Origin of the sequence: Pseudoalteromonas sp. (genome assembly GCF_036960685.1) — a bacterium.
Classification (GTDB): domain Bacteria; phylum Pseudomonadota; class Gammaproteobacteria; order Enterobacterales; family Alteromonadaceae; genus Pseudoalteromonas.
This window is the reverse complement of the sequence record NZ_JBALXK010000013.1, coordinates 78,631-103,160: the sequence shown is the minus strand read 5'-3', so window position 1 is coordinate 103,160 and position 24,530 is coordinate 78,631. Positions and strand designations below refer to the sequence as shown.

Genomic DNA, 24,530 nt, shown 5'->3' with positions numbered 1-24,530 from the left:
GATGGCGCAAATTTACATTAGCCTTGGCTCCAATGTTAATAAAGAGCATTATCTTCGCCAAGCGCTAATCGCCCTTAAAGCTCATTTAACTGAGTTTGAGCACTCTAGCGTATTTGAAAGTGAAGCTGTTGGTTTCGCAGGTAGTAATTTTTATAACTCGGTAGTGGGTGCGCAAACACAGATACCGCTTGCTGAGCTTTGCCACATCCTGAAACAGATTGAACGTGATAACGGCCGCACAGCTAACGACAAAAAATTTAGCCCACGTACACTAGATCTCGATTTATTATTTTATGACGATATTGTGTGTGATACACCAGCACAGTTACCCCGTGATGAAATAACCAAAAATGCCTTTGTATTGCAGCCACTGGCAGAAATCGCCCCTAATTTTTACCATCCTACAGCAAAGCAAACTATTGCCCAGTTGTGGGGTGCTTACAACAACCCCAAGCAAAAACTATGGAAGGTGGAGTTTATTAACCCATGAGTATTATCGAAATTATCGTTTTAGCCCTGATCCAAGGATTGACTGAGTTTTTACCTATATCTAGCTCAGCGCATCTTATTCTTCCATCACAAATTCTCGGTTGGCAAGACCAAGGCCTCGCCTTTGATGTTGCTGTGCATGTTGGTACCTTGATTGCAGTGATCATTTACTTTCGCAAAGAAGTCGTTGAAATACTAAGCGCATGGTTTAAGTCATTTGGGGCACAAGGAGCTACAGACGATAGTAAACTTGGCTGGTGGATTATTTTAGGTACTATACCGGCCGCGGTGCTCGGCTTAATTTTTAAAGATTTAATCGAGCTTTATTTACGCAGTGCTTGGGTAATTGCAATTACGACGATTTTGTTTGGTTTATTACTTTGGTATGCAGATGCAAAAGGCAAGCAAACCAAAACAATTTATCAGTTAACATGGAAATCTGCGTTGATGATTGGCCTGGCGCAGGCGATGGCAATGATCCCTGGTACATCACGTTCTGGGATCACCATGACTGCGGGTTTAATGCTTGGCATGAATAAGCAAAGCGCAGCACGTTTTTCATTTTTACTGGCGATTCCGGTCATTTCTATGATGGGACTTTATTACACCATTGAACTTGCATTAGGCGATCATATTGTTGATTGGACTACGTTAATTTTAGGTGCGGGTTTATCTTTTATTTCTGCTTATGCATGCATCTTCTTATTCTTAAAAATCATTGAGCGCATGGGTATGATGCCATTTGTTATTTACCGCTTATTATTGGGCGTGGGTTTAATCGCATTTTTAATGATCTAATAATGAACTTTAAAATATAAATAAAAACGCCTCAGTTCGATGAACTGAGGCGTTTTTTTATCAGTTAAACACCTTTTTAATTAGAAAGTGTATTTAGCGCCCAACGATAAACGGCGACCTTTAACATCAAAGAACTCACCATCATCGTAAGTGAAAGGGTTACGTGGCGGCTCGCGGTCTAGGATGTTGTTTACACCAACACGCAGCTGTAACTCATCCATCAGGTAAGTTTTGTACATAAAGTCAAATGTCGTGTAAGACGGGATGTTATTGTAGTTGTTATCTTCAATAGTCCAGTCATTATCATTAACGGTAGCATGGCGGTAATTCATCGTTAGTACGTAAGCTGAATCATCTTGAGAGTAAACAGCATTAAAGCGACCTTTCCAACGAGGAGATGCAATTTCGCCCACATCATTACGGAAATCTTCTTCTCTGCCTGTTGAGTTACTATTATCATCAATAAGATACGTTGCGGTTAGCTTAAGAGCTAAATTGCCAGAGAGCATATCTGTACTGTATGCAGATTCAACATCGATACCTTTTTTGTTTATAACAGCCGCATTTATTGGGCGGTCATAGAAGTTATCTATTTCTCCAGTTTCTGTGTTACGTACAACGTTACTACAGAATGGATTATCCAGTGATGATGATTCGTAGCATAGTTCAACATTGTCACGGCCAAAGTATTCAATAGCGCCTTCTACTTCAAATGACCAGTAATCAAATGTTAAATCTAAATTTTCAATAAATTCAGGTGTATAAATAAAGCCGATGGTGTAATCGTTTGACGTTTCATTTTCCAGCTCTTGGTTACCTTGAATGTAGCCAGGCAAGCTACCTGCAGACAGCCACTCTTCTGATGGCATCCAACCTTCAGGCAGGCCAGCTGCTTGACAGTTTTTGATCACGTTATCTTTGTATTTGCTTCCTGACTCGGCAATTGAGTCTGCTCTACATACATCAGCTCGACCTGAGCTAAATGTTTTCGAGTTTGGTGTAAACAGGTCACCAATGTTTGGCGCGCGTACTGATTTAGAACGGTTCAGTCGAATACGCAGCTCATCAGTTACACCCCAGTTAAGTGCTAATTTCCATGCGTTATCTTCACCTGTTACTGAATAATCCATGTAACGAAATGCCGTCTCAAGAGTTAAATCTGTAGCAAGAAATGCATCCTCAAGCAGCGGGATTGAAATTTCAGCAGATAGCTCATCGACTTCAATTTCTCCATCCATAGGTAAGCTTGAGTTACCAAAAATTAGGCCTTGTTCCATATTTTGAGATGGTGTAGTCGTTGCTGACTCTCTACGGTGCTCAGCAGTAAATGCAGCAGCAACATAACCTGCTGGCAGCTCAAATAATGAACCATCAACAGTAAGTGCAAATACAACTTGGTCATGTTTTGCAAAACGAGTTGCCGTTGTGCCAATATAATCTTGCTGAGCTTGTGTTGCTGATGTAGCGCCCATAGTATTAAACGGTGTACAGCCTGCAATAGCGCCAATAACATCGCCATTTTCGTTACGCTTAGCACACACTACGTTACCTTGATATTCTACAGCATCAATCGCGTTTGCTAAGTTTTGGGTGAGAACTTCACCGGTCCAAAGTGTATCTTGTTCAATACGACCAAATTGAGCGTAAGTCGAGTAGCCCCAATTATCAGTTAATACACCTTCAGCGCCGATAGAAGTACGGAATACTTCACGTTCTTGATTATAAGCGCGATCTCCCCATAGGTTCTCGTTTGCTTGGCGTAGAGAAACAGATTTTAAGCCATTATCATCCATTAATTTCGCCATATCACCTTTCATAAAGGCGTTGTCACGATTAATCGTATGGACAAAAAACGACGGTGAGCTTTCTGCGGTGGAGTCGGTATTAGAGTAGGTGAAATCAAACGTTAGTGTGTGTTCATCATTTAATTCATATGTACCGTAAGCAGAGGCAATAATCCGCTCTAGTGGCGTTTGAAAATATTCTTTGTAACCATGGCCGAATACACCATCGCCTTGGTGTTGATTATCTTGAAAATAGCTTGTCGCATCACGACCGACACCTGGGTTAGGGATACGACCTAAACCATAATCAAATGGCCGTGTATTGCCGTTAGCATCAAAGGTGTAGTGGTGGTTATTATATCCGTTATCAGCAAATGCATCTTTAGTGAAAAAGTCACCGCCTTCAGAGTAATAGGCAAGTCCCGTTGGTTGACCTAGAACAATACGAGATGGAACACCATCAGTGCCACTTCTATTAGCTGGGTTTGCATATGAGTTAACAGGGTTGCGGTAAAAATCACGGCTTAATTTACCGTAGCTTTTATTTTCGGTGTAGTTAAACGATGCAATAAAGGAAAGCTTATCACCTTCCATACCACCGGTAATAGAGAAGTTATTTTGCTCGCCACCACTTTGCTCTGGGCGGACAGTTGATACATCTAGCTCAATGCCATCCATTGATTTTTTGGTAATTATGTTAACAACACCAGCGACTGCATCAGCGCCATATACCGCAGCGGCACCACCGGTGGCTATTTCAATACGCTCGATCATAGTAGTTGGGATGTTATTTAAATCAACCGCAGTATCGCCAATCGTACCTGGTACAAAACGACGGCCATTTACGAGAACTAATGTTCGCTCTGAACCTAAACCACGTAGATCGGTGGTATTTAGTCCTGATGCATAAATTGAGCTTGTTGTTGTTTCAGGTGAAAGGCCAACCGTTGCCTGCGGCATCTCAGCAAGTAGGTCATTTACGTTTGTAATACCTTGGTTTTCCATCTCAACGCCACTGATCACCGTCACAGGTGTTGGTGAAGTAAGGTTAAATCGTTTTATTTTTGAACCTGTTACTTGGATGCGTTCTACTGGCTTTACTTCATCAGTTGTATTTGCAAAGGCAGCTGAAGTGCCTGCAGCTGTAACGATGACTGCTTGGATGCCAGCAGCAATGAGATTTAATTTTTTCAACATAACACCTTTAATTTCGACAACTTTAAATATAGAGAATTTATTTAAAGTTGATTGCACGAATATTTGGTTACAGTTCTAGCGTTAATAAATCACCAGTAATGTAACCGAATGTAATTTAGCGGTATGTTTTATCACAGCAAATAAATGGCGTCTTGTACCTGTTGAATGTATCATTTGTTGCTAAAAAGTGTTTTATGTTTTGTTTCGGTTTAATTTTAGGTACGTCGTTATTTTTTATAATAAATATTTGTATTCAATACTTTACGTTATGATTTTAATGATGGGTTTTGTTTTTGTTAGTTTGTTCCTATTAACTAAATTGTTATTTAAAAGACATGAATTAGCTTGTTTATAAATCTAAAATGTTAATATTGGTTGTTTTTTGATGTTTGTTTTTTGCTCGGTTGAATCTGTTTAAGGAACTTTTTTGAAAAAGCGCTTATGCGAGGTGTTTTTGATAATGCTCACACGCAGAAGGCGATGGTAACTGATGGCTATTTTTGGCATTATAACAGCCTTATTTATTATTGATTTTTAGTGCTGCATAAGCGATTTTTGGCGGCAAAGGAATAATATGCATATTCATATTCTTGGTATCTGTGGCACTTTTATGGGTGGTATTGCAGCGATAGCTAAATCGTTAGGCCATACTGTAACTGGTTCAGATCTAAACGTGTATCCGCCAATGAGTACTCAACTCGAACAGTTAGGGATCAAATTAACGCAAGGTTACGATGTCGCACAGCTCGTGCCTTCGCCGGACATGGTGGTGATTGGTAACGCGATGAGCCGTGGCAATCCGTGCGTTGAGTATGTATTGGACAAAGGCCTGCCTTATACATCAGGTCCTGAGTGGTTAAAGCATAATTTGCTGCAAAATTCTTGGGTGCTGGCGGTTGCCGGAACACACGGTAAAACCACGACTGCGAGTATGCTGGCATGGATTTTAGAATACGCGGGGCTACAGCCTGGCTTTTTAATTGGTGGTATCGTACAAAATTTTGGTCTGTCAGCTCGAGTTGGCGAAACGCCATTTTTTGTTATTGAGGCGGATGAATACGATACTGCATTTTTTGATAAGCGCAGTAAATTTGTTCATTACTTACCCCGTACCTTAATTTTAAATAATCTTGAATTTGATCATGCGGATATTTTTGACGATTTAAACGCAATTAAAAAACAATTTCATCATTTGATGCGTACACTACCGAGCAGTGGCAAGGTTATTTGGCCAACTAGCGAATCAGCATTGAGTGAGGTTATTGAGCAAGGGTGTTGGAGCGAAAGCGAAACGCTTGGTGGTGATTGGCGCTACGACTTACATAAAAGTGATGGCAGCGAATTTACAGTGTTACTTAATGAAATACCTGTTGGTACTGTGAAATGGCAAGCCATTGGTGAGCACAATGTTAAAAATGCGATTATGGCGATTGCTGCGGCGCGCCATGTGGGTATTGCTATAGAGCACAGTATTGCGGCATTAGCTGAGTTTATTAGCCCAAAAAGACGTATGGAGCTTAAAGCAAGCATCGCTAATATCAATGTCTATGACGACTTTGCTCATCATCCAACGGCTATTAAAACAACCCTTGCAGGGCTTCGCGCGAAAGTGGGCGATGAACAAATTATTGCGATTTTAGAGCCACGTTCGAACACCATGAAAATGGGTGTGCATCAACATACATTATTAGCGTCTTTAGTTGCTGCTAATCAGGTTTATTTATTTGAACCTGATAACCTAAGTTGGTCATTGCATGAACAAGCCGAACTCGCTGGTATGCAGTGCTTGACCAATACTGATAAGATAATCGAACAGGTAGTTGCAAACGCCCAGCCGCAGCAGCATATACTCATTATGAGTAACGGCGGCTTTAATGGCCTTCATGATAAGTTAATCACAGCTTTACAGCATAAATTTACTCAGTAATAAACCGGAGCGACTGTGCAATATAAAGAAACTATTACGCTTGCCTTTAGTGGTGCGTCAGGCGCGCCATATGGCTTACGATTACTTGAAGTATTACTTGCGCAGCACTTTCGTGTGTATGTATTGATCTCCAGTGCCGCTCGGGTGGTGTTAGATACTGAATCCAATATCAAGCTTTCAGGCAATGAAGACAAAGCGACTGAGCAACTCAGTGCGCTTTTTAATGCGGCTGACGGCCAACTTCAGGTGTTTGGCAAAGACAATTGGTTCAGCCCAGTGGCATCGGGCTCCGCCGCGCCGAAAAAAATGATTGTGTGTCCTTGTAGTGCAGGCTCTGTTTCTGCTATTGCGGTGGGCGCATCGGATAATTTATTAGAGCGTGCAGCAGATGTGGTCATCAAAGAGCGTGGCCAACTAATTTTAGTGCCACGAGAAACCCCGTTCAGTGAAATTCACCTTGAAAACATGCTTAAGTTAGCAAAATTAGGCGTAACCATTATGCCAGCTGCGCCAGGGTTTTATCATCAACCGCAAACCATTAATGATTTAGTGGATTTTATGGTTGCACGAATTTTGGATCATTTAAACATTGAACATAATCTCACTAAGCGCTGGGGTTATGGGGAAGGTAAAAAGTGAGTAAAAGTACAATTGCATTAGATATTAAAGGCCTGAAAAAGGTTTATAAGAATGGCGTTGAGGCCGTAAAGAATATTGATCTGCAAGTACAGCAAGGCGATTTTTTTGCGTTACTTGGGCCAAATGGTGCGGGTAAATCAACCACCATCGGGGTTATTTCGTCACTGGTAAATAAGACCGCAGGTCACGTTGAAGTGTTTGGTCATAATATAGACACCGACTTAGAGGCTGCAAAATCAGAGCTAGGTTTAGTACCACAAGAGTTTAATTTCAGCCAGTTTGAAACGTTAACTCAGATACTGGTTAATCAAGCTGGTTACTATGGTGTGCCCCGTAAAATAGCCCATCAGCGTGCTGATAAATATTTAGCGCAGTTAGGTTTGTTGGAAAAGAAAGATAAACAAGCACGTACTCTGTCTGGTGGAATGAAGCGTCGTTTAATGATTGCCCGCGCGTTAATGCATGAACCAAAGCTACTTATTTTAGATGAACCAACTGCTGGGGTTGATATTGAACTGCGTCGTTCAATGTGGGATTTTTTAAGGCAAATTAATGAGCAAGGTGTGACAATTATTCTCACCACCCATTACTTAGAAGAAGCAGAATTACTGTGTAAAAATATCGCCATTATAGATTCCGGTATTATTGTTGAAAACACCACCATTAAGGCTTTATTGGCTAAATTAGATAAAGAAACCTTTATTCTTGATTTAAAACAGCCAGTACAACCTGTAACGCTTGGTGGTTATAAGTTTACGATGGCAGATGATCATACCATTGAAGTTGAAGTCGCAAAGTCGCAAGGCTTAAATGCAGTATTTTCAGCATTAACAGAGCAAGGCAATACCGTGCTCAGTATGCGTAATAAAGCAAACCGATTAGAAGAGTTGTTTGTTGGTTTATTAGAACAAGGGCGGGGCAAGTAGATGTTTAAATATGGCGTAGCCTTAAAAAGTTTATGGATCAAAGAATGCATTCGCTTTTTGCGTATTTGGATACAAACGTTAGTACCACCGGCAATCACCATGAGTTTGTATTTTGTGATTTTTGGTAACTTAATAGGCTCTCGAATTGGTGATATGGGCGGCTTTAGTTATATGGAATTCATTGTACCTGGCCTGATTATGATGTCGGTGATCACTAACTCTTATTCCAATGTTGCATCCAGTTTTTATTCAACTAAGTTTCAAAAAAGCATCGAAGAATTGCTAGTCGCGCCAGTACCAAATTACATAATCGTACTTGGTTACATGGGGGGCGGTATGACACGAGGTATGTTGGTAGGGTTAATTGTTACCTGCGTATCTTTGTTGTTTGTTGATATTCAAATTCACAATATTTTTGTGATCATCGCAACGGTTATTTTAACTTCTGCGGTATTTGCATTAGGTGGTTTGATCAATGCAATCTATGCGAACAGCTTTGATGATATAAGTATAATTCCGACCTTTGTATTAACACCGCTGACTTACTTAGGCGGCGTATTTTACTCAATCACCTTATTACCAGAATTCTGGCAGGGGGTATCGCAGGTTAATCCTATTATTTATATGGTGAATGCGTTTAGGTATGGTTTCTTAGGTGTGTCGGATGTTGATTTAACAGTCGCATTTGGTGTGCTGTTATTATTTATTACAGCCTTATTTACGTTAGCTTTAACACTAATTAAAAAAGGCGTGGGGTTAAGACACTAATGAGTGATGCAAATTCACGTAGTATTGTATCGAATCAACCAGGCTTGCATGAAAAGCTCGATGAGATAGTCACTAAGCATTTAACTGCCGAGTTTAAAAAGCCGATTGCAGCACATACGCAAGCGGCGTTTGATGAAGTGAATGCAAAGGTACAGGCATTTGCTGGGCCAGTTATTTTAGATTCATGCTGTGGTGTGGGTGAGAGCACAGCTAACTTAGCAAAGCGCCACCCTGATGCGCTGGTTATTGGTATTGATAAGTCATCACATCGCTTAGATAAGCACGATATTGAATATAAACAAACTGACTCAGGCCAGTATATTTTAGTGCAAGCGGATCTCAATGATTTTTGGCGTTTAGCAGTGGCTGCCAATTGGCAGCCGACGCATCATTATTTGTTGTATCCAAATCCTTGGCCTAAAGCGAAGCATTTTCAACGTCGTTGGCATGGTGCGGCTATCTTCCCATATATAGTAAAACTTGGTGGTCGTTTAGAAGTGCGTAGTAACTGGGATATCTATGTTAAAGAATTTGCTCAAGCACTCCATTTGGCTGGACACCATTGTGAGGTTGAGCAATACGAAAGTGATATTGCCATTACTCCGTTCGAACGTAAATATTGGGCGAGTGGTCAACAGAGTCACCGGCTAGTGATCCCACTGGAATCGCGTTCTTAACGATTTGATTTACTTGTGGCGCTGCAGCACTAAAGTGATTACCTTGCATCAGCGTCACATTCGCTTTACGTAGCGCATTTACGATGGGACGGCTTTCCACATTCTCTGCTATTAGTTGTAAATTAAGTTGTTTTGCGAAACTGGCAATGTGTTCAATATATAAATAAATATCTTGGTCGTTGATGACTTGACGAATTAAAGTGCCATCAAGTTTAATACCATCTACTTCTAACTTCAGTACATTAGATATATTTGAATAACCTGTACCAAAATCATCAATGACCACGCGCACCCCCCGATTTTTTACCATAGAGATAAACGCTTTTACTTCAGAAAAGTTAGCAATGGCTTCGGTTTCTAAAAGTTCTAACGTGATATTACTTGGTAGGGGATAACGTTTAAGTTCGTCTTCCAAAAATTCAGTGAGGCTTGGATCAAGCATATCTTGAGCGGTAATATTTATGCTCCAACAGATACTGGTTTTTCTAAAGCGGGCAAAGCATTGGGTGAGCATAGTTCGGGTTAGCATACCATCCATTCTAGAGCGATTCACTATGTCTAAAAAAGAGTCTGGTTTAAGAATTTCACCATGGCAGGTAATCATCCGAGCTAAACATTCATACTGAATAATGGTGTTAGTTTCACTGTCATAGATAGCTTGAAAGTAAGGAACAATTCTATTATTTTCAAATGCTTCACGTACTTCTTTAGCCATGGCCACATTGTATTGATATTGATTTTTTACATCATGCAGGGCACTTGAGTAATTAACGACAGTATGGCGGCCTTGTTTCGCTTGCAAAGCCGCAATATGTGCGTTTTCAAGTAACATAGATTTATTGCCGCTGGCAATACCTGCGCACAAAGTGACGTAAATAAAGGGATCAGTCAGTAATGGCGTACTGTAATTATAGGCTTGGATCACATCGTTAAAGCTCATGTCATCGTCTTTGAAAGGGGCTATCAGCACTATTTTATTGGTTGCTAAGCGAAATATCTGACTTGTAGCAGGGCGATTCTTTTTAAAGTGCTGCAACAGGCTTTTCATCACCCGATCACTTACTTCAGTACCATAAAAACTACTGATATCTTCTAATTCATTTACCCAAATAACAACCAGCTGCATATGATGATTAGGAGACTTTTTAATATAGTATTCCAGCGCAATATGATTGGCGAAACCACTGCTGGTATCGGTAGAAATCGCGCGCTTTAATAAATACACATAAATGCCTGCAACTAGCAGAGCAATAAAAAAGAAAAACACCGCCATGGCTGCCGCTTTTGAGACACTTTCAGCTAACCGTTGATTGAGGTCGTATATAGTAATATCAGCGCCTGTTAAATAGGTTACACCGTTAGCGTCAACAAAGGGCACAAAAATTGTTTTAAAATGACCCCATTGATCTTTTGAAATTTCAAATACCGGCTCGGTTGAGTAAAACGCACCTATATTGGCCGCAGTGGCTTCGGGGTATAAATCGAGGAATTGAGTAACTTTGCCACTGTTTTGATCGTTTTGCGTGTAACTTGACGCGCTGAAATACACATTACCGTCTTTTAAGACCATGGCATAAACGTAAGCGATGTTTAAGGCATTGGCAAATTCTGATAATTGACGGCTTTTATGCTGATATTCGGAGGGGGATATACGAAGGCCTGCATTAATTTTTTGATGGTAGTCATCTCCTAGCATATGTTTCACGCTTAATGCAGCATCAAGTAAGCGAGTATCAACGCTTCGCATAATATCGTTACGGGTGCTGTTATAGGTGTGATAGATGTAGCCTAATAAGCTGATAAAAAACAGCATGAAACCAGCGATTATCCAATTCGTCCGTAAATTTGTATTTATCATGCTCATCCTTTATTTATTATCCCTTGTATTATACAAAAAAAGCACGCATCGCCTATAAAAATATAGTTAGCTTGAAGTGACAAATATTAATCAATTTATCATCAATCTGTCATGCAATTGACTGCTTTTATGGCTTAATGCGAGACATTTCTGCTGTATTGCAGTAAAGTTGACGCATTTCGTAGAATCATTGTAGTTGACGTTATTGGTAATTAAGCCCCTTACGTAGGCGCTTTAGCTAAATAAAACTACATTTATTGGGTATAAAGATGGATCAAAAGCGTTGTGCCGTCGCCTCTAAAGAAACTCTGATGCGTATATTTACAGTGCCTGAAGCACCAGACTCAACTTTGAGTAAAATCGAACTTGAGATCTCGAGCAACTTAGCAGGTTTTTTGAATGAGAACATCGCGGCGATTGAAAAGCCATTGCATGAAATTGAAAAAGATTTTCAATCTGCAGTGATCCCAGAAGATCCGACCTTTGTTTCAGCCTATGCGCAAGACATTATGGAGCAACTGGTTGCTCATTCTGTGCATACTGCTGCGCCAAGCTTTATTGGTCATATGACGTCAGCATTACCGCATTTTGTATTACCACTTTCCAAGTTGATGGTTGGCCTTAATCAAAACTTAGTTAAGATTGAAACCTCCAAAGCATTTACGCCACTTGAACGCCAAGTGCTGGGCATGATGCATCATTTAGCCTATGGCCAAGATGATGCTTTTTATAGTAAATGGATGCACAGTGCAAAAACTTCATTAGGTGCTTTTTGTTCTGGTGGTACCGTTGCGAATATTACCGCATTGTGGATTGCCCGTAACCGTTTGCTCAAAGCGGACGGTGAGTTTAAAGGGATTGGTTCACAAGGTTTGGTCAGTGCAATGCTGCACTATGGTTATAAAGGCTTAGCTGTATTGATTTCAGAGCGGGGCCATTACTCGTTAGGAAAGTCAGCCGATTTATTAGGAATTGGCCGTGATAATTTTATTGCTATAAAAACAGCCGATAACAATAAAGTTGATGTTGACGCTATGCGTGCTAAAGCTCATGAGCTTGAAGCGCAAGGTATTAAGGTGATGGCGATTGTTGGTGTGGCGGGAACGACTGAAACCGGCAATATAGATCCGCTTGATGAAATGGCAGATTTAAGCCAAGAGCTTAAATGTCATTTTCATGTCGATGCTGCGTGGGGAGGAGCTACGTTACTTTCTGATACTTATCGTCCTTTACTCAAAGGTATAGAGCGAGCAGACTCAATCACCATTGATGCACATAAGCAAATGTATGTGCCGATGGGAGCAGGGTTGGTGTTATTTAAAGACCCCGCAGCTACAGATGCCATTGAGCATCATGCTGAGTATATATTACGTAAAGGCTCAAAAGATTTAGGTAGTCACACCCTTGAAGGTAGCCGCCCGGGTATGGCAATGTTAGTGCATGCTTGCTTACGTGTTATTGGCCGTAAAGGCTATGAAATACTGATAGATAAAGGGATTGAAAAAGCACGCTACTTTGCTGATTTAGTGAAGGCTGATGATGATTTTGAATTGATCTCAGAGCCAGAGTTATGCTTGCTTACCTACCGCTATGTGCCAAAGCAAATTAAACAAAAAATAGCGCAAGCAGATGAACAAACCCGTTTGGATATTTTTGCCTCACTAAACCGTTTTACTGCGAGCATGCAAAAACGTCAACGTGAAGCTGGTCGTTCATTTGTATCGCGTACGCGATTGACACCCGCTCAGTACGATCATCAACCTACCGTGGTCTTTAGAGTGGTACTTGCCAATCCACTTACTTCTGAACACATTCTTCAAGAAATACTGGCAGAGCAAAAAGCGCTGGCGAAAACAGATCCTGTGTTTAAAAAGTTTTTATCTAAGTACATGGATTAATAAACTAGCATAATTGGTATATACCCAAACTGCATCTTGAGGTGGCTTGGGTAAATTACCAAGCTAATAGCGCGTATCGGATCAAAAGCGATGTGGGATGGGGACTTCTTCACGTTGATGGTGTTAGTCGAGTCCAATACCGTGATAAAGAACTCGACTAATGATCACTAAGCAGACTTACAGTTTTGCAAACGCATCTTGTAGTGGTGGTACTACTTGCTTTTTACGGCTCAGTACACCGTCTAGCCATACTTTACCGTCTTTTGGTGTTTCACCATAAGCTTGCTCTACAATGTGTGCATCGTCAGAGACGATTAACATTTGTGAGCCTTCTTTCATAATGTCGGTAAGTAATAAGAACACAGAGTGGCGTCCGCCTTCTTCTTTAAGCTTGGCAATATCAGCTTCAAGATCTGCTTTAATATCATCAAATACTGCAAGGTCGATAACTTCTAATTGGCCGATGCCTACAAGTTTACCGTTCATATTGAAGTCTTTAAAATCACGCATTACTAAATCACGCGCAGGGGTGTCTTCAACCGCAGATTTAACGCGGAACATATCCATACCTAATTCTTTAAAGTCTTCAACACCAGCAATTTCAGCAAGCGCTTCTACACATTTAATATCAGCAGTGGTACAGGTTGGTGATTTGAAAATAACCGTGTCACTTAAAATTGCGCACATCATGATGCCAGCAATGTCTTTTGGAATTTCAACATTGTAAAAATCATACATCATTTTGATGATAGTGTTTGAGCAACCCACTGGGCGGATCCAACACTCAAGAGGTGTAGAGCTGGTTAAGTCCCCTAGTTTATGGTGATCAACTACACCGACTACGCGTGCTTGGTCGATATCATCAGGTGCTTGGGTTTTTTCTGTGTGGTCAACGATGTATACGTCTTCACCGGCGTAGCTCAATTTAAGCTCAGGCGCTTCAAAGCCAAACTTATCAAGAATAAATTGTGTCTCCGGTGAAACTTCACCAAGACGGGTTGGAATTGCTGGCTCTTCAATTTGGTTTTTCAAATAAGCCAGTGCAATTGCACCACAAATAGAATCTGAATCTGGGATTTTATGACCCACTACATACATTGACATGACGGAACTCCTTAAATTTTGCCGTATATTAGCAAAGTAATCTAACTTTGGCACATTACCACTGGTGAATTTTAGTAATATTGCATAACAAATTTCGGCTGCCATTTTTACATATTTTTAGTTACACTTTAACTAATTGAATCTTTTAGGAAGAACTCACATGCAGTTAGGCCGCAAGGGCTGGAACAATGTTGTTATTTTTTCCATGCTGTTAATGATTTTCTTTTTTAATGGATTACACACAAAGCTAAATAGTGGAGCAGAGCAGCCTAGGGTGCAAACTGTGTTACCTGCGCAAAGTTTTATTTTAGCGCTCGAGTTTCCTGATCAAAAAATAGAGCGCATTGGTACGTCTTGGCGCGCGACAGCATTAGTAAAAAATGCGCCAGTAAGTTTATGGCAAACAACAACCGTTAATCTTGTTGCATTGGTCAATGAGTGGCAAAGCATGCAGCTATCGGTCGCAGAGAAGCAGCAAGCATTTCATAATACCCCGGCGCTAACTGTTGCCACTGTATGGCTTGCAGGCGAGCAACTGCCTTGGCTGTATCAATTATACCGCGCACCACAGGGTTACTATTTATTAGATAAAAGTAATCAACGGGTGTTATTGCTTGATCAGCAGACTGCGCAGCGGTTATTTCCAAGTTTTAATTTTTCACACAAAGAGCCCAAATCGAATGCCTGAATTACCAGAGGTTGAAGTTAGCCGAATGGGGATCACCCCACATATTTTGCAGCAAAGTGTCACTAAGGTGAATATTCATAATCCGAATATGCGCTGGCCGGTACCAGATGATGTTTATCAAATTACTAACTTAGTTGTATTAGATGTGCAGCGCAGAGCTAAATATTTACTGCTGAAGTTTGAGTTAGGGAGTGTCATTTTACATTTGGGTATGTCGGGTAATTTACGGGTTGTTGATAAAGACGAAGCATTAAAAAAGCATGATCATATCGAATTTATATTTTCCAACGGTAAAGCACTGAGACTGAATGATCCACGCCGTTTTGGGTGTTGTTTATGGCAAGCTCCTGGGGAGTGTCATAGCTTATTGAGTAAGTTGGGGCCAGAACCACTTACTGAAGAGTTTACTGCTAAGCGGGTATATGAGCAGTCGCGGAATAAAAAGGTGCCGGTTAAACAATTTATTATGGATAACGCTGTGGTGGTTGGGGTGGGTAATATTTACGCCAATGAATCACTTTTTAAAGCGGGTATTCACCCAAAGCGCGAAGCCGGTAAAGTATCACTGGCGCGTTATCAGCAATTAGTGCCTATTATTAAAGATACACTCGCTGCAGCTATCACCCAAGGTGGTACAACGCTTAAAGATTTTGCACAAAGTGATGGTAAGCCAGGCTACTTTGCTCAACAACTTTTAGTCTACGGTCGTAAGGGCGAGCCGTGTATGGTGTGTAAAAAAATATTAACTGAAATTCGTTTAGGACAACGCAGTACGGTATTTTGTAGTCAGTGTCAGAAATAATCTAAAGCGTGTTGCATTTGTGAGCTGGTATTTATAGCACAGTGAACAACACGCTCGAGGTATCTGAGTTACAGTTCAAACGGTGCGACGCCAACGGCTGTCATTTTATAACCCACTTGGGCTATCTCGCCACTCCAGGTTTCTGTGCTAATAATACCGGTCACTACGATAGCATCGTATAGGCTTTCAATTGGTACGCCGCCTTTAATTGTCACGTGAACAATTTGATTTGGTGGCGGTGGCGGCACATGGATACAAGCACCAAAGTATGGCACCAGTAAAAACTCAGTGATCACTTCGCTGTCACCCTCAAGTGGTACAACAAACCCCGGTAAACTGACTGATTGGCCATTTAGCTCTTTTACAACGGGGGCATCTAAATCTGGTTGCACCCAATTTTGTTCTGTCCCTTCATGGCTGGCTTGATCTTGGGTGTCTATTTGCACATGCCCTTGAGGAATTAAATCTTCCCAAAAAATCTCTTTGGGTTGGTTGGCAAAGCTGCTAAAGCTGGAAAAAAAACTAAAAATAACTAAGTAAACGACAGTGAGTTTTTGCAAATACTGCATGGTGTTCCTCTTAAATTTTAATGCTCATGCCATCAGACAGTGAGTAAAAATAGGCACGGGTAGCTGGTATCAAACCAACGATAAAACCAGCCGCCATAATAGCGCCGATCAGCATGAGTTCATAGCCCGATAGCATAGCAATAGTGATTGCGATCCCAGCATGGCTTTGCAAGTAACCTGCTGCGAGAGACATGAGCAAATAAAATAACCCGCAACCTGCTAGGCAACCTAAAAATGTTGTTAGTAATGATTCAATGCTGATCAAAGCGAACAGATGCCAAGGCCTCGCACCAACTGAGCGTAAAATAGCTAATTCTCGGCGGCGCTGATTGAGACTCGCTAATAAAGTGGTAAGCATACCAAGCAGGCTCACTAATACCACCACCATAGAAAACATTAGTAAGATTTTTTCCACAATAGTGAGCATTTCCCATAATTCACGTAACGTAACACCGGGCATAATGGCGAGTAATGCTTCATCTTTAAACTGATTAATGTTGCGACGTACTTGCAGAGTATACAGTGGTGAGTCAAAACCAATTAAAAACGCAGTAATTTGTTTTGGTTCGCCAATGAGGTCAGTAAGCTGTTCATGTTCATGTTCATGTTCATGTTCATGTTCATGTTCATGTTCATGTTCATGTTCATGTTCATGTTCAGTGTGGTTAGTGGCGTGGATTTGTTCAATCGCAGCTAATGGGATATGCAGGGTTTTATCAACAGGGGTGCCAGTGGCATTTAAAATACCGACAACAGTAAAAGGGTTATCATCATGATGATGAAAACTGGTATTACCCATACCATGGGAAATAACAATACTATCGCCAAGTGAATAGCCTAAGTTCTCTGCAACTTGAGCGCCTAGCACTACCTCATTTAAATGGCGGAAAGGCTGGCCTTGGCTAAAACTAAGGGATTGTTTTTTAGCATATTGATAATGGGTGAAATAATCGTCAGAAGTACCTAGTACAGCTTGGCCTTTATGACTATCGCCCAGTGATAATGGGATGGTCCATTTGACGCCGCGTTGTTGTTTTATGTATTGATAGCTTTGCCAACTTACGCCGTTATTAGCGTGACCAATACGGAACACCGAGGAGAGCAATAACTGTATATCGCCAGTGCGGGCGCCGACAATGAGATCAGTACCAGAAATGGTATTACTAAAACTGCTTTTAGCATCAACTCGCACACGTTCAATACTCAATAGCAGCATGACGCTGATAGCAATAGTGAATAGGGTCAATAGTGCACTTGCTCGGCGGTTATAAAGGCTGCTTATGGCAAGCTTTATTAAGATCATGAAAGCTGCTCCTGTAACGCGATTAAATCAATATTGCGATTAAATAACGGCTGTAAGCTCTCATCGTGACTGACAAAAATGAGGGTACTGTTAGCAGCTTGAGCTTGTTCGAATAATAATTTAATAAATGCTTGGCGATTACCGGTATCAAGTGCAGAGGTTGGCTCATCGGCAATGATAAGCTCAGGGCTACCAATAAAAGCTCGCGCGGCTGCGACACGTTGTTGTTGCCCGATACTTAAATTAGCGACATTTTGCAGGTGGAATTGCTCGCTTAAGCCAAGTGCATTTAATAACCGTGCAGCTTCTTGATTGAGAGTCATACTATTTACAAGGGCTTTCTTTTGTCGTTGTTTTGAAAATTGACAACCTAATGTCACGTTTTCAAGCGGCGATAAATAAGGCAACAGGTTAAAGTTTTGAAAAATATACCCTATATGATCAGCACGAAAGGCATCACGCTTACTATTGCTCAGTTTGCTTAGCTCACAGCCAAAAATACTCAAACAACCTGATGTTGGCCGGTTAATCCCTGCAAGCAGTGATAGTAACGTAGATTTACCACAGCCGCTGGGACCATGTAAAAACACATTCTCCCCTTTTGCAATCTCAAGCGCTGCAATGGCTAGGGTTGGGTTACTTTGTTGTTTTTGCCATTTAAAAACCAGATCTGTGAGGGTAATCATTGCGGCCTATTTCTACCAGTGCCAATAATTTAATTTTTTACGCATCTTTAAGTTACGAATGAAATTAAGTGGTTTGGCTTTAAGTTTTGGATTGGTCAATATTAATTCATTGGTGGCAGCAAGTACACGTTGACTCGATAAGCCGTCTTGGTAGGGATGCAGCTGTTGGCAAAAAGCCTCAATTTCAGTCATTAATGATTGTGGGTGCGTCAGCGCGTAATCAATCGCCGTTTCGAGTTTATCTGGATCTGTAATATCAATTAAGTGTTTGCCAGGGTCCTGATTGCAAAAAGTGACTACAGGTCTTCGTTGTAAAATAAACATCAATAAAATTGAGGACGTATCGCAGAGCATTACATCTGCCGCTTGCAGCAGTGGTAATACATTATCGGTTTCTATAAAAGTAAGGTTGTTGTTTTCAAGAGCTTTATATTTCGTAACTAGTTGCTCGGGCATTTTAGGATGGAATTGCATTAAAATACGCCATTTACCTTGCTCACAGAAATATTTAATTTTTTCGTAAAGTTTCGGAGCTAAAGAGAGGCGTTTTGAAAATGTAGAGCAAATTAATAGTGTTTTACGTGAGTCATTTTCATCAATATATGGACTTTCAAATTCAGGAGCAAAAAAAGGATCAAGTGTTGGCCAGCCGGTTTCGATCACTTTAAAAAAGCTGTGCTTTTGCTCCAATTGCTGGAATGGGCCCGTTGTATTCGGCCCTTGAGTGCAGTATAAATCGAAACAGCCACGTATTTTGAAGTGATCATTTTGGCCTTTACTGTTTAGCTTTCCTGCATCAAAACCATGAAAAACAGCAACTTTTAACCCTGGAATAAAGGTAGGAATAATATTAGCAGGAGCGAAAACAGCGTCAGGCTGCCACTGATTTATTTCTGTCATAGACGTGAGGGGTTGCTCGTCAGGCGCTAAAAAATCAGGAGTTACATAATCGCCTTCTAAAAACCAACGTACTTGGCCACCATGAGCTAGAATCTCACTTTGTAATGGCCGTAAAATCGCATAAGAATAGTTTTGCGAAATATACATTAAGTATTTTTTTTGTTTTGTCGCTGCTAAATAATCCAAGTTCACCTCCTAGAATGAGATTGAATAGTATAACGTTTTATACTTTGTTACAGCAAAATTACAGTTTGCTTCTTGAGATTTCCTCTTTTCAGAACATACGGCTTGTATAAATAGTTATAGCTATTTTTGACGTTTGTCTCGGTGCTTTAATTGTGATTTCCTTCGGTCTCGATTATTATTAGCGGCTTATAACCCCAATTCCATACCTGTGCCTGAAATAGGCATGCCATACATCCGGAGATAGCATGACTAGCTATAAAGTTTTAGACGTAAACGATGATTTACCAATCCGCACTAAGGGCCCTGTTCACAGTGGCAAAGTACGCTCAGTTTATTGGTTAACAGACGAAGACAGCGCACGTTTGATCAGCGAAAAAGGCTATCAAGTACCTAAAGGTACTGAGCTGGCTATTATGGTAATTTCCGATCGTATCTCTGCCTTTGATTGTATTTGGCAAGGGGAAAACGGCCTAAATGGTGTGCCAGGTAAAGGTATGGCGTTAAACACTGTTGCATCACATTGGTTTAAGTTATTTGATCAAGCAGGTCTTGCTGGGAATCACATTGTTGATATTCCACATCCGTATGTATGGATTGTGCGTAAAGCTAGCACCGTAAAAGTAGAAGCAATTGCTCGTCAGTATATAACTGGCAGCATGTGGCGTGATTACACTAAAGGGGTGCGTAACTTTTGTGGCTTAGAGTTACCTGAAGGCTTAACGGCTAATCAAAAGTTAGATGAGGTTTTAATTACGCCATCAACGAAAGGTATCATTACCGGTGTTGCAGATATTCCTGCAGTAGATGATGTAAATATCACCCGTGGCAATATCACTAATAACTTAACTGTGTTTAACTTTAAGTCTGAAGATGATGTTGCACAATACGAAAAGCTGCTTGTTGAAGGCTTTAATTTAATAAGTGCTGAACTGGCTAAACTGGATCAAATCTTCGTTGATACTAAGTTTGAGTTTGGCTATGTAGAAGATATTGATGGCACCGATAAACTGATCTACATCGATGAAGTAGGCACACCTGACTCATCACGTATTTGGGATGGTGCTGCTTATAGGGATGGCAAAATTGTTGAGAACTCTAAAGAAGGGTTTCGCCAGTTATTAATTAGCAATGTGCCAGATAGCGATGTGCTACTGAATAAAGACCGTATGCCTGAGCGAGAGCAATTAGCTAAAGATTACATCCTACCAGAGTCTGTGATGTTAGCTGTGTCAGAAACCTATGTTGGTATTGCCAGTAAAATAGTGGGTTATGATATCGCAATTCCTGCTGATCCTCGCGCAGAGGTTATTACGATTTTAGATCAGCAATACGGCTTGGTTTCTAAGGCTTAATTACTAGTAAATTGCTTGCTGTTGTTTAAAAGCCTCAAGTTTTACTATTATTTAGTGTAACTGGGCTTTTATTCTTGCATTTGGAGTCAGTCTCTAATTAACTTAACCAAAGATTAATTAGAAATACTCACAGGTTAGTGTTTACACTACCGAGGATGACTAAATGAAACTGCAAAAACTGGCAGCTCAGAGCATTGTGACTTTTTTAACAGTGGCGTTTTCATATGCCGCCTTTGCACAAGATGTTACGCTTAATGTAGTTGATCAACATGGGCAACCACTTAAAAATGTAGTAATAGAACTTGTGAGTGAAGCTGATGATAAGTCATCACAGCAGCTACCTGTGCTTATTATGGATCAAGTCGATAAGCAGTTTTCACCCACATTGTTAATTGCTCAACAGGGGCAGCAGGTCAACTTTCCGAATAGCGATAATATTCGTCATCATGTGTACTCTTTTTCTTCAGCTAAACCATTTCAGTTGAAACTTTATTCAGGACAACCAGAAAGCCCAATTACGTTTGAGAATCAAGGCGTGGTGGTACTTGGCTGTAATATTCATGATTCAATGGTAGGGTATATTTATGTCGCTAGAAGTTCTCATGTTTATCAAAGTGATGAGCAGGGAAATGTACAGCTGAGTGGCTTAACACTGCCTGTGCAACTTAGTCTTTGGCACTCACTGCAGCAAAATGCCTTAGAAGAGAAACAGCCTCTTGCACTAACTGTAAATTCACCTCGTAGTTTACAAGTAATAATGCAAACAACAGAGCCTAAACCACGCAATACTTTTGGTAGTAAGTTTAAGGGCGGGAATGACTAACAGCTTAAAGAATCGCATTACTATTTTATGTGTCGGCTTGGTGTTATTAACGACTATAGTCAGCTTATTTAGTTTTTGGTGGTCGACTAGTCAATTTAATGAAAAAAAAGTAACACAAGATATTAATGTGGCTGAAAATGTCTATAAGCAATATTTGACTTCAAAAGAAAGCTTATTGCTCACCGCAGCGAAGGTGTTGACCGCTGACTTTGGCTTTAAGCAGGCGGTTGCTACCAGAGACGCCAATACAATAAGCAGTGTATTATACAATCATAGCCAACGTATTAATGCTGATCTTATGTTGTTATTGGACCTATCAGGTAAGTTAGTATCAACTAATCGACAACAAGATTTTGATGATAATTCACAAGTCTTGATGAATGAGTTGCTTAATAATACCGAGCAGTCTAGCTTTGTTGTGCTAAATAATGAGCTATATCAGGTTATTTTACTACCGATCAAGGCACCACGCACTGTCGCTTATAGCCTAGTAGGATTTAAAATTGATGACGAAGTTGCCTCTGAATTAAAAAACCTAACCGGCATGGATGTAAGCTTTATTGCTAAAAATGATGATTTAGTAAAAAGTTCATTATTAGCGCGGCCAACGCCTTTTATTCCAACTGAGTATTTCCATAACAAAACTACACAACGTATTTTTGGTGAACAGCTAGTATATAGTAATCGTGACGTATACTTGCCTTCACTCAATAACCACCCTGTGAATGTATTACTGAGTGCTGATTTAACGCAAAGTTACAGTGAGTTTGAACGACTGTTTTATACGTTAGTTATTTTGGCATCTATAACCATTTTTATTGGCATTGCTACCAGTAGCTTATTAGCAAAAAACTTAACTATGCCGTTATCACAACTGGCCAGTTTAGCGCGACAATTTGCTCGTGGTAACTACAGTGTCGAGCTAATGAGTAAAAAGCAGAGCACTGAAATATCAACCCTTATTGATGCTTTTAAAAATATGGGTAACGATATTCAAGAGCGCGAACAACAAATTAGCTTTGCAGCAAAACATGATACTTTAACAGGCTTTTATAATCGCTCAGCGATGTTGGAGGTATTGAATGAGAACCTCCAACAAAACCAAGAGTATACCTTAGTTGCAATTGATATTCGTGGCCTCAGACATATCAACGATAAGCTCGGCGCACGTATTGGTGATGACTGCTTAAAAGCTGTAGCTTTAAGGATTGCTGAGTTTTCTGATGAGTTTGGTGGCTTACATGCGCGTATTGGTGGTGATGAATTTTTAACCGCGTTTCCAAGTAGTACCGGCTGTAATCTTAAAAGTGGCATAATTGGCTTAATGGCGCAGTTACAAGCGAGTTATACGATTCAGAAGCTGAAAATCAATTTACGTTTCAGTGCCGGTGTAGTGCAATATCCCTCTCAAGGCTTGCAAGCCGATGATTTAATGCGCAGAGTGTTGATTGCCGTGGATAGTGCCGAAAATGCTCAAGAAAATATCCATTATTATCAGCAGGGAGAAGATGAAGAGCATCTTGAAAGACTGATAATGATCGATGAGCTCAAGCAAGCTATTAATGACGATGATGGGCAGCTATTTATGACCTATCAACCTAAATTGCATATTGCCACTCAAACAATAGATAAAGTTGAATCACTCATTCGTTGGCAGCGTAAAGATGGTAGCTGGGTGTCACCAGAACTATTTATTGATTTAGCTGAGCAATCAGGCCTTATTGTGGAGTTAACGGGTTGGGTTGTTAAAACGGTAATCGGGCAGGTTGGGCTCTGGCAACAGCAAGGCATTTACATGCAAGCTGCTATTAATGTCTCAGCTCAAGATATTGCTTATCAGGGATTCCATGCAAATTTAATTCGCACTTTAAAACAGTTTTCGGTCGCTCCAGCGCTTATCACTATTGAGTTAACCGAACGCGATATGATTGAAAATGAAGAGAAAGGCATTCAAGCACTGGAAAACCTCAAAGCTATCGGCGTAAAAATTTCGTTAGATGATTATGGGGTAGGTCAAACATCCTTGGGGCGTTTAAAAATGCTCCCTATTGATGAACTTAAACTCGACAAGTGCTTTATTTTAAAGCTAGATGAATCGGAAAAAGATCAATTTATTGTTGAATCAACCATCACCCTAGGTCATCAGCTGGGGTTTTCTGTGGTAGCCGAAGGAGTTGAAACACTGGCTTCGCTGGAACTGCTACAAAAAATGCAGTGTGATCATGTGCAAGGGTACTATTTAAGTCGACCGCTCAAAGCGGATGTGTTTGAAAAATGGTTGGAGCAATATAATGAACAAGCTTAAATTACTATTTGTCACCGTTATCACATTCGCTGCTTTTGATTCTTTTGCGTCGCAAGGCAAGTTGTTAGCAACACCTGGGGTATCGCAAATAGAGGGCAGCGGTGGCGGCGGCATTGTACCTTGGGCACAGCTTGCCGGTTATGCCAGCGAAGATGAATTTGCTGTCAATGGCTTTTGCAGTCGTGCAGATGTGACTGATTACAGCCTTGATGTATGCGGCGCGCAAATTAATTTATTTAATCGTGTTGAGCTTAGTTATGCACAGCAAAACTTTGCGGTACCAGCACTTGATACTGAAATAGAACAAGCAATTACAGGTGTTAAAGTTAGGCTCTATGGCGATATTGTCTACAGTGATTGGCCACAGCTAACACTCGGTGCGCAGCATAAGTCTCTTGATGATGGCACTGTTGCTACGCTTCTCGGAGCTGAAGAGACTTCTGGCACTGATATTTACCTAGCAGCAAGCAAGTTACACTTGGGAGCCGTTGCAGGTTATAACTGGTTCTGGAATATAACCACGCGCTATAGCGAAGCAAATCAGCTAGGTTTACTTGGCTACGGTGGAGCCAATGGCAGCGAAAAGTTATTATTTGAAGGTAGTACCGCTATTTTCTTAAGTCGAGAAATTGCAGTGGGTGTTGAATATCGACAAAAATCAAATAACTTAGGGCTAGGTGAGCAAGATTGGCAAGATTTGTTTGTCGCTTGGATGCCTAATAAATATGTTAGCGTTACCGCAGCATACCTTGATTTAGGCAGTATCGCGGGGGCGCCAGATCAAACAGGTTGGTATTTATCGGTAACAGGATATTGGTGATGTTAAAATTTATAACAATAATAATTTTTAC

At 40.7% G+C, this 24,530-nt stretch carries 21 protein-coding genes; 14 read left to right on the top strand and 7 right to left on the bottom strand.

From position 1 onward, the window contains the following. Position 1 precedes the first annotated feature (1 nt). Together folK and V7783_RS12495 are read left to right on the top strand one after the other, a co-directional pair. Entirely contained in the window at positions 2-490 is a 489-nt protein-coding gene (gene folK, locus V7783_RS12500; RefSeq protein ID WP_335678985.1) for a 2-amino-4-hydroxy-6-hydroxymethyldihydropteridine diphosphokinase, read from the top strand. Continuing rightward, positions 487-1,287: an undecaprenyl-diphosphate phosphatase gene (locus V7783_RS12495; protein WP_335678984.1), complete on the top strand. Its 801-nt coding sequence runs from the start codon at positions 487-489 to the stop codon at positions 1,285-1,287. Before folK ends, V7783_RS12495 begins: the two co-directional genes overlap by 4 nt. Before the next feature lie 80 nt (positions 1,288-1,367). Here V7783_RS12495 and V7783_RS12490 read toward each other — a convergent pair whose 3' ends face one another. Then, entirely contained in the window at positions 1,368-4,268 is a 2,901-nt protein-coding gene (locus tag V7783_RS12490) for a TonB-dependent receptor domain-containing protein (protein WP_335678983.1), read from the bottom strand. Positions 4,269-4,842: 574 nt separating this feature from the next. Between V7783_RS12490 and mpl the strand changes: the two genes are divergently transcribed. Genes mpl through trmB form a run of 5 tightly spaced genes read left to right on the top strand, consistent with a single transcriptional unit; the run spans position 4,843 to position 9,205 of the window. After that, positions 4,843-6,195: a UDP-N-acetylmuramate:L-alanyl-gamma-D-glutamyl-meso-diaminopimelate ligase gene (mpl, locus tag V7783_RS12485; protein WP_335678982.1), complete on the top strand. Its 1,353-nt coding sequence runs from the start codon at positions 4,843-4,845 to the stop codon at positions 6,193-6,195. A gap of 15 nt (positions 6,196-6,210) precedes the next feature. After that, positions 6,211-6,834 carry a flavin prenyltransferase UbiX gene (locus tag V7783_RS12480; protein WP_064668005.1) on the top strand — a complete coding sequence of 208 codons (624 nt, stop codon included), beginning with the start codon at positions 6,211-6,213 and terminating at the stop codon, positions 6,832-6,834. Continuing rightward, on the top strand, positions 6,831-7,760 hold the full coding sequence (locus tag V7783_RS12475; protein WP_064668004.1) for an ABC transporter ATP-binding protein: 930 nt from the start codon (positions 6,831-6,833) through the stop codon (positions 7,758-7,760). The genes V7783_RS12480 and V7783_RS12475 overlap by 4 nt, the downstream gene beginning before the upstream one ends. Continuing rightward, on the top strand, positions 7,761-8,528 hold the full coding sequence (locus tag V7783_RS12470; protein ID WP_064668003.1) for an ABC transporter permease: 768 nt from the start codon (positions 7,761-7,763) through the stop codon (positions 8,526-8,528). It begins immediately after the preceding gene. Beyond that, a complete protein-coding gene (gene trmB, locus V7783_RS12465; protein WP_192541829.1) occupies positions 8,528-9,205 on the top strand; it encodes a tRNA (guanine(46)-N(7))-methyltransferase TrmB in 678 nt (225 codons plus the stop codon). Before V7783_RS12470 ends, trmB begins: the two co-directional genes overlap by 1 nt. Here the strand turns inward: trmB and V7783_RS12460 are convergent. Beyond that, a complete protein-coding gene (locus V7783_RS12460; protein WP_064668001.1) occupies positions 9,126-11,063 on the bottom strand; it encodes a bifunctional diguanylate cyclase/phosphodiesterase in 1,938 nt (645 codons plus the stop codon). The genes trmB and V7783_RS12460 overlap by 80 nt on opposite strands. 269 nt (positions 11,064-11,332) lie before the next feature. On the opposite strand from V7783_RS12460, the gene panP reads away from it, so the two are divergent. Continuing rightward, entirely contained in the window at positions 11,333-12,961 is a 1,629-nt protein-coding gene (gene panP, locus V7783_RS12455; RefSeq protein ID WP_301562627.1) for a pyridoxal-dependent aspartate 1-decarboxylase PanP, read from the top strand. 177 nt (positions 12,962-13,138) lie between these two features. On the opposite strand, the gene V7783_RS12450 is transcribed toward panP, so the two are convergent. Beyond that, entirely contained in the window at positions 13,139-14,065 is a 927-nt protein-coding gene (locus V7783_RS12450; protein WP_064667999.1) for a manganese-dependent inorganic pyrophosphatase, read from the bottom strand. Positions 14,066-14,225: 160 nt separating this feature from the next. On the opposite strand from V7783_RS12450, the gene V7783_RS12445 reads away from it, so the two are divergent. Next, positions 14,226-14,753 carry a hypothetical protein gene (locus tag V7783_RS12445; RefSeq protein ID WP_335678981.1) on the top strand — a complete coding sequence of 176 codons (528 nt, stop codon included), beginning with the start codon at positions 14,226-14,228 and terminating at the stop codon, positions 14,751-14,753. Beyond that, the gene (mutM, locus tag V7783_RS12440; RefSeq protein ID WP_064667997.1) at positions 14,746-15,555 is read left to right on the top strand and encodes a bifunctional DNA-formamidopyrimidine glycosylase/DNA-(apurinic or apyrimidinic site) lyase; all 810 of its coding nucleotides are present in this window, start codon (positions 14,746-14,748) and stop codon (positions 15,553-15,555) included. The genes V7783_RS12445 and mutM overlap by 8 nt, the downstream gene beginning before the upstream one ends. A gap of 68 nt (positions 15,556-15,623) precedes the next feature. Here the strand turns inward: mutM and V7783_RS12435 are convergent, their stop codons facing one another. From V7783_RS12435 to V7783_RS12420, 4 genes are read right to left on the bottom strand one after another with little or no spacing between them, the layout of a single operon-like run. After that, positions 15,624-16,124 (bottom strand): DUF3299 domain-containing protein, encoded by a 501-nt coding sequence (locus tag V7783_RS12435; RefSeq protein WP_064667996.1) that lies wholly within the window; start codon positions 16,122-16,124, stop codon positions 15,624-15,626. A gap of 10 nt (positions 16,125-16,134) precedes the next feature. Then, entirely contained in the window at positions 16,135-17,427 is a 1,293-nt protein-coding gene (locus V7783_RS12430) for an ABC transporter permease (protein ID WP_335678980.1), read from the bottom strand. Beyond that, a complete protein-coding gene (locus tag V7783_RS12425) occupies positions 17,424-18,113 on the bottom strand; it encodes an ABC transporter ATP-binding protein (RefSeq protein ID WP_335678979.1) in 690 nt (229 codons plus the stop codon). Before V7783_RS12425 ends, V7783_RS12430 begins: the two co-directional genes overlap by 4 nt. 12 nt (positions 18,114-18,125) lie before the next feature. Then, positions 18,126-19,199, bottom strand: a complete 1,074-nt coding sequence (locus tag V7783_RS12420; RefSeq protein ID WP_335678978.1) for a CDP-glycerol glycerophosphotransferase family protein — start codon at positions 19,197-19,199, stop codon at positions 18,126-18,128. A 245-nt stretch (positions 19,200-19,444) separates the two neighbouring features. Between V7783_RS12420 and V7783_RS12415 the strand changes: the two genes are divergently transcribed. The 4 genes from V7783_RS12415 (at position 19,445) to V7783_RS12400 (ending at position 24,499) form a co-directional block, all read left to right on the top strand. Further along, complete coding sequence (locus V7783_RS12415; RefSeq protein WP_335678977.1) at positions 19,445-20,551, top strand: phosphoribosylaminoimidazolesuccinocarboxamide synthase; 1,107 nt, start codon at positions 19,445-19,447, stop codon at positions 20,549-20,551. A gap of 163 nt (positions 20,552-20,714) precedes the next feature. Beyond that, the gene (locus V7783_RS12410; RefSeq protein WP_283710083.1) at positions 20,715-21,374 is read left to right on the top strand and encodes a methylamine utilization protein; all 660 of its coding nucleotides are present in this window, start codon (positions 20,715-20,717) and stop codon (positions 21,372-21,374) included. Next, a complete protein-coding gene (locus V7783_RS12405; RefSeq protein WP_335678976.1) occupies positions 21,367-23,679 on the top strand; it encodes a bifunctional diguanylate cyclase/phosphodiesterase in 2,313 nt (770 codons plus the stop codon). Before V7783_RS12410 ends, V7783_RS12405 begins: the two co-directional genes overlap by 8 nt. After that, entirely contained in the window at positions 23,666-24,499 is an 834-nt protein-coding gene (locus tag V7783_RS12400; protein ID WP_335678975.1) for a DUF3034 family protein, read from the top strand. The genes V7783_RS12405 and V7783_RS12400 overlap by 14 nt, the downstream gene beginning before the upstream one ends. Positions 24,500-24,530 lie beyond the last annotated feature (31 nt).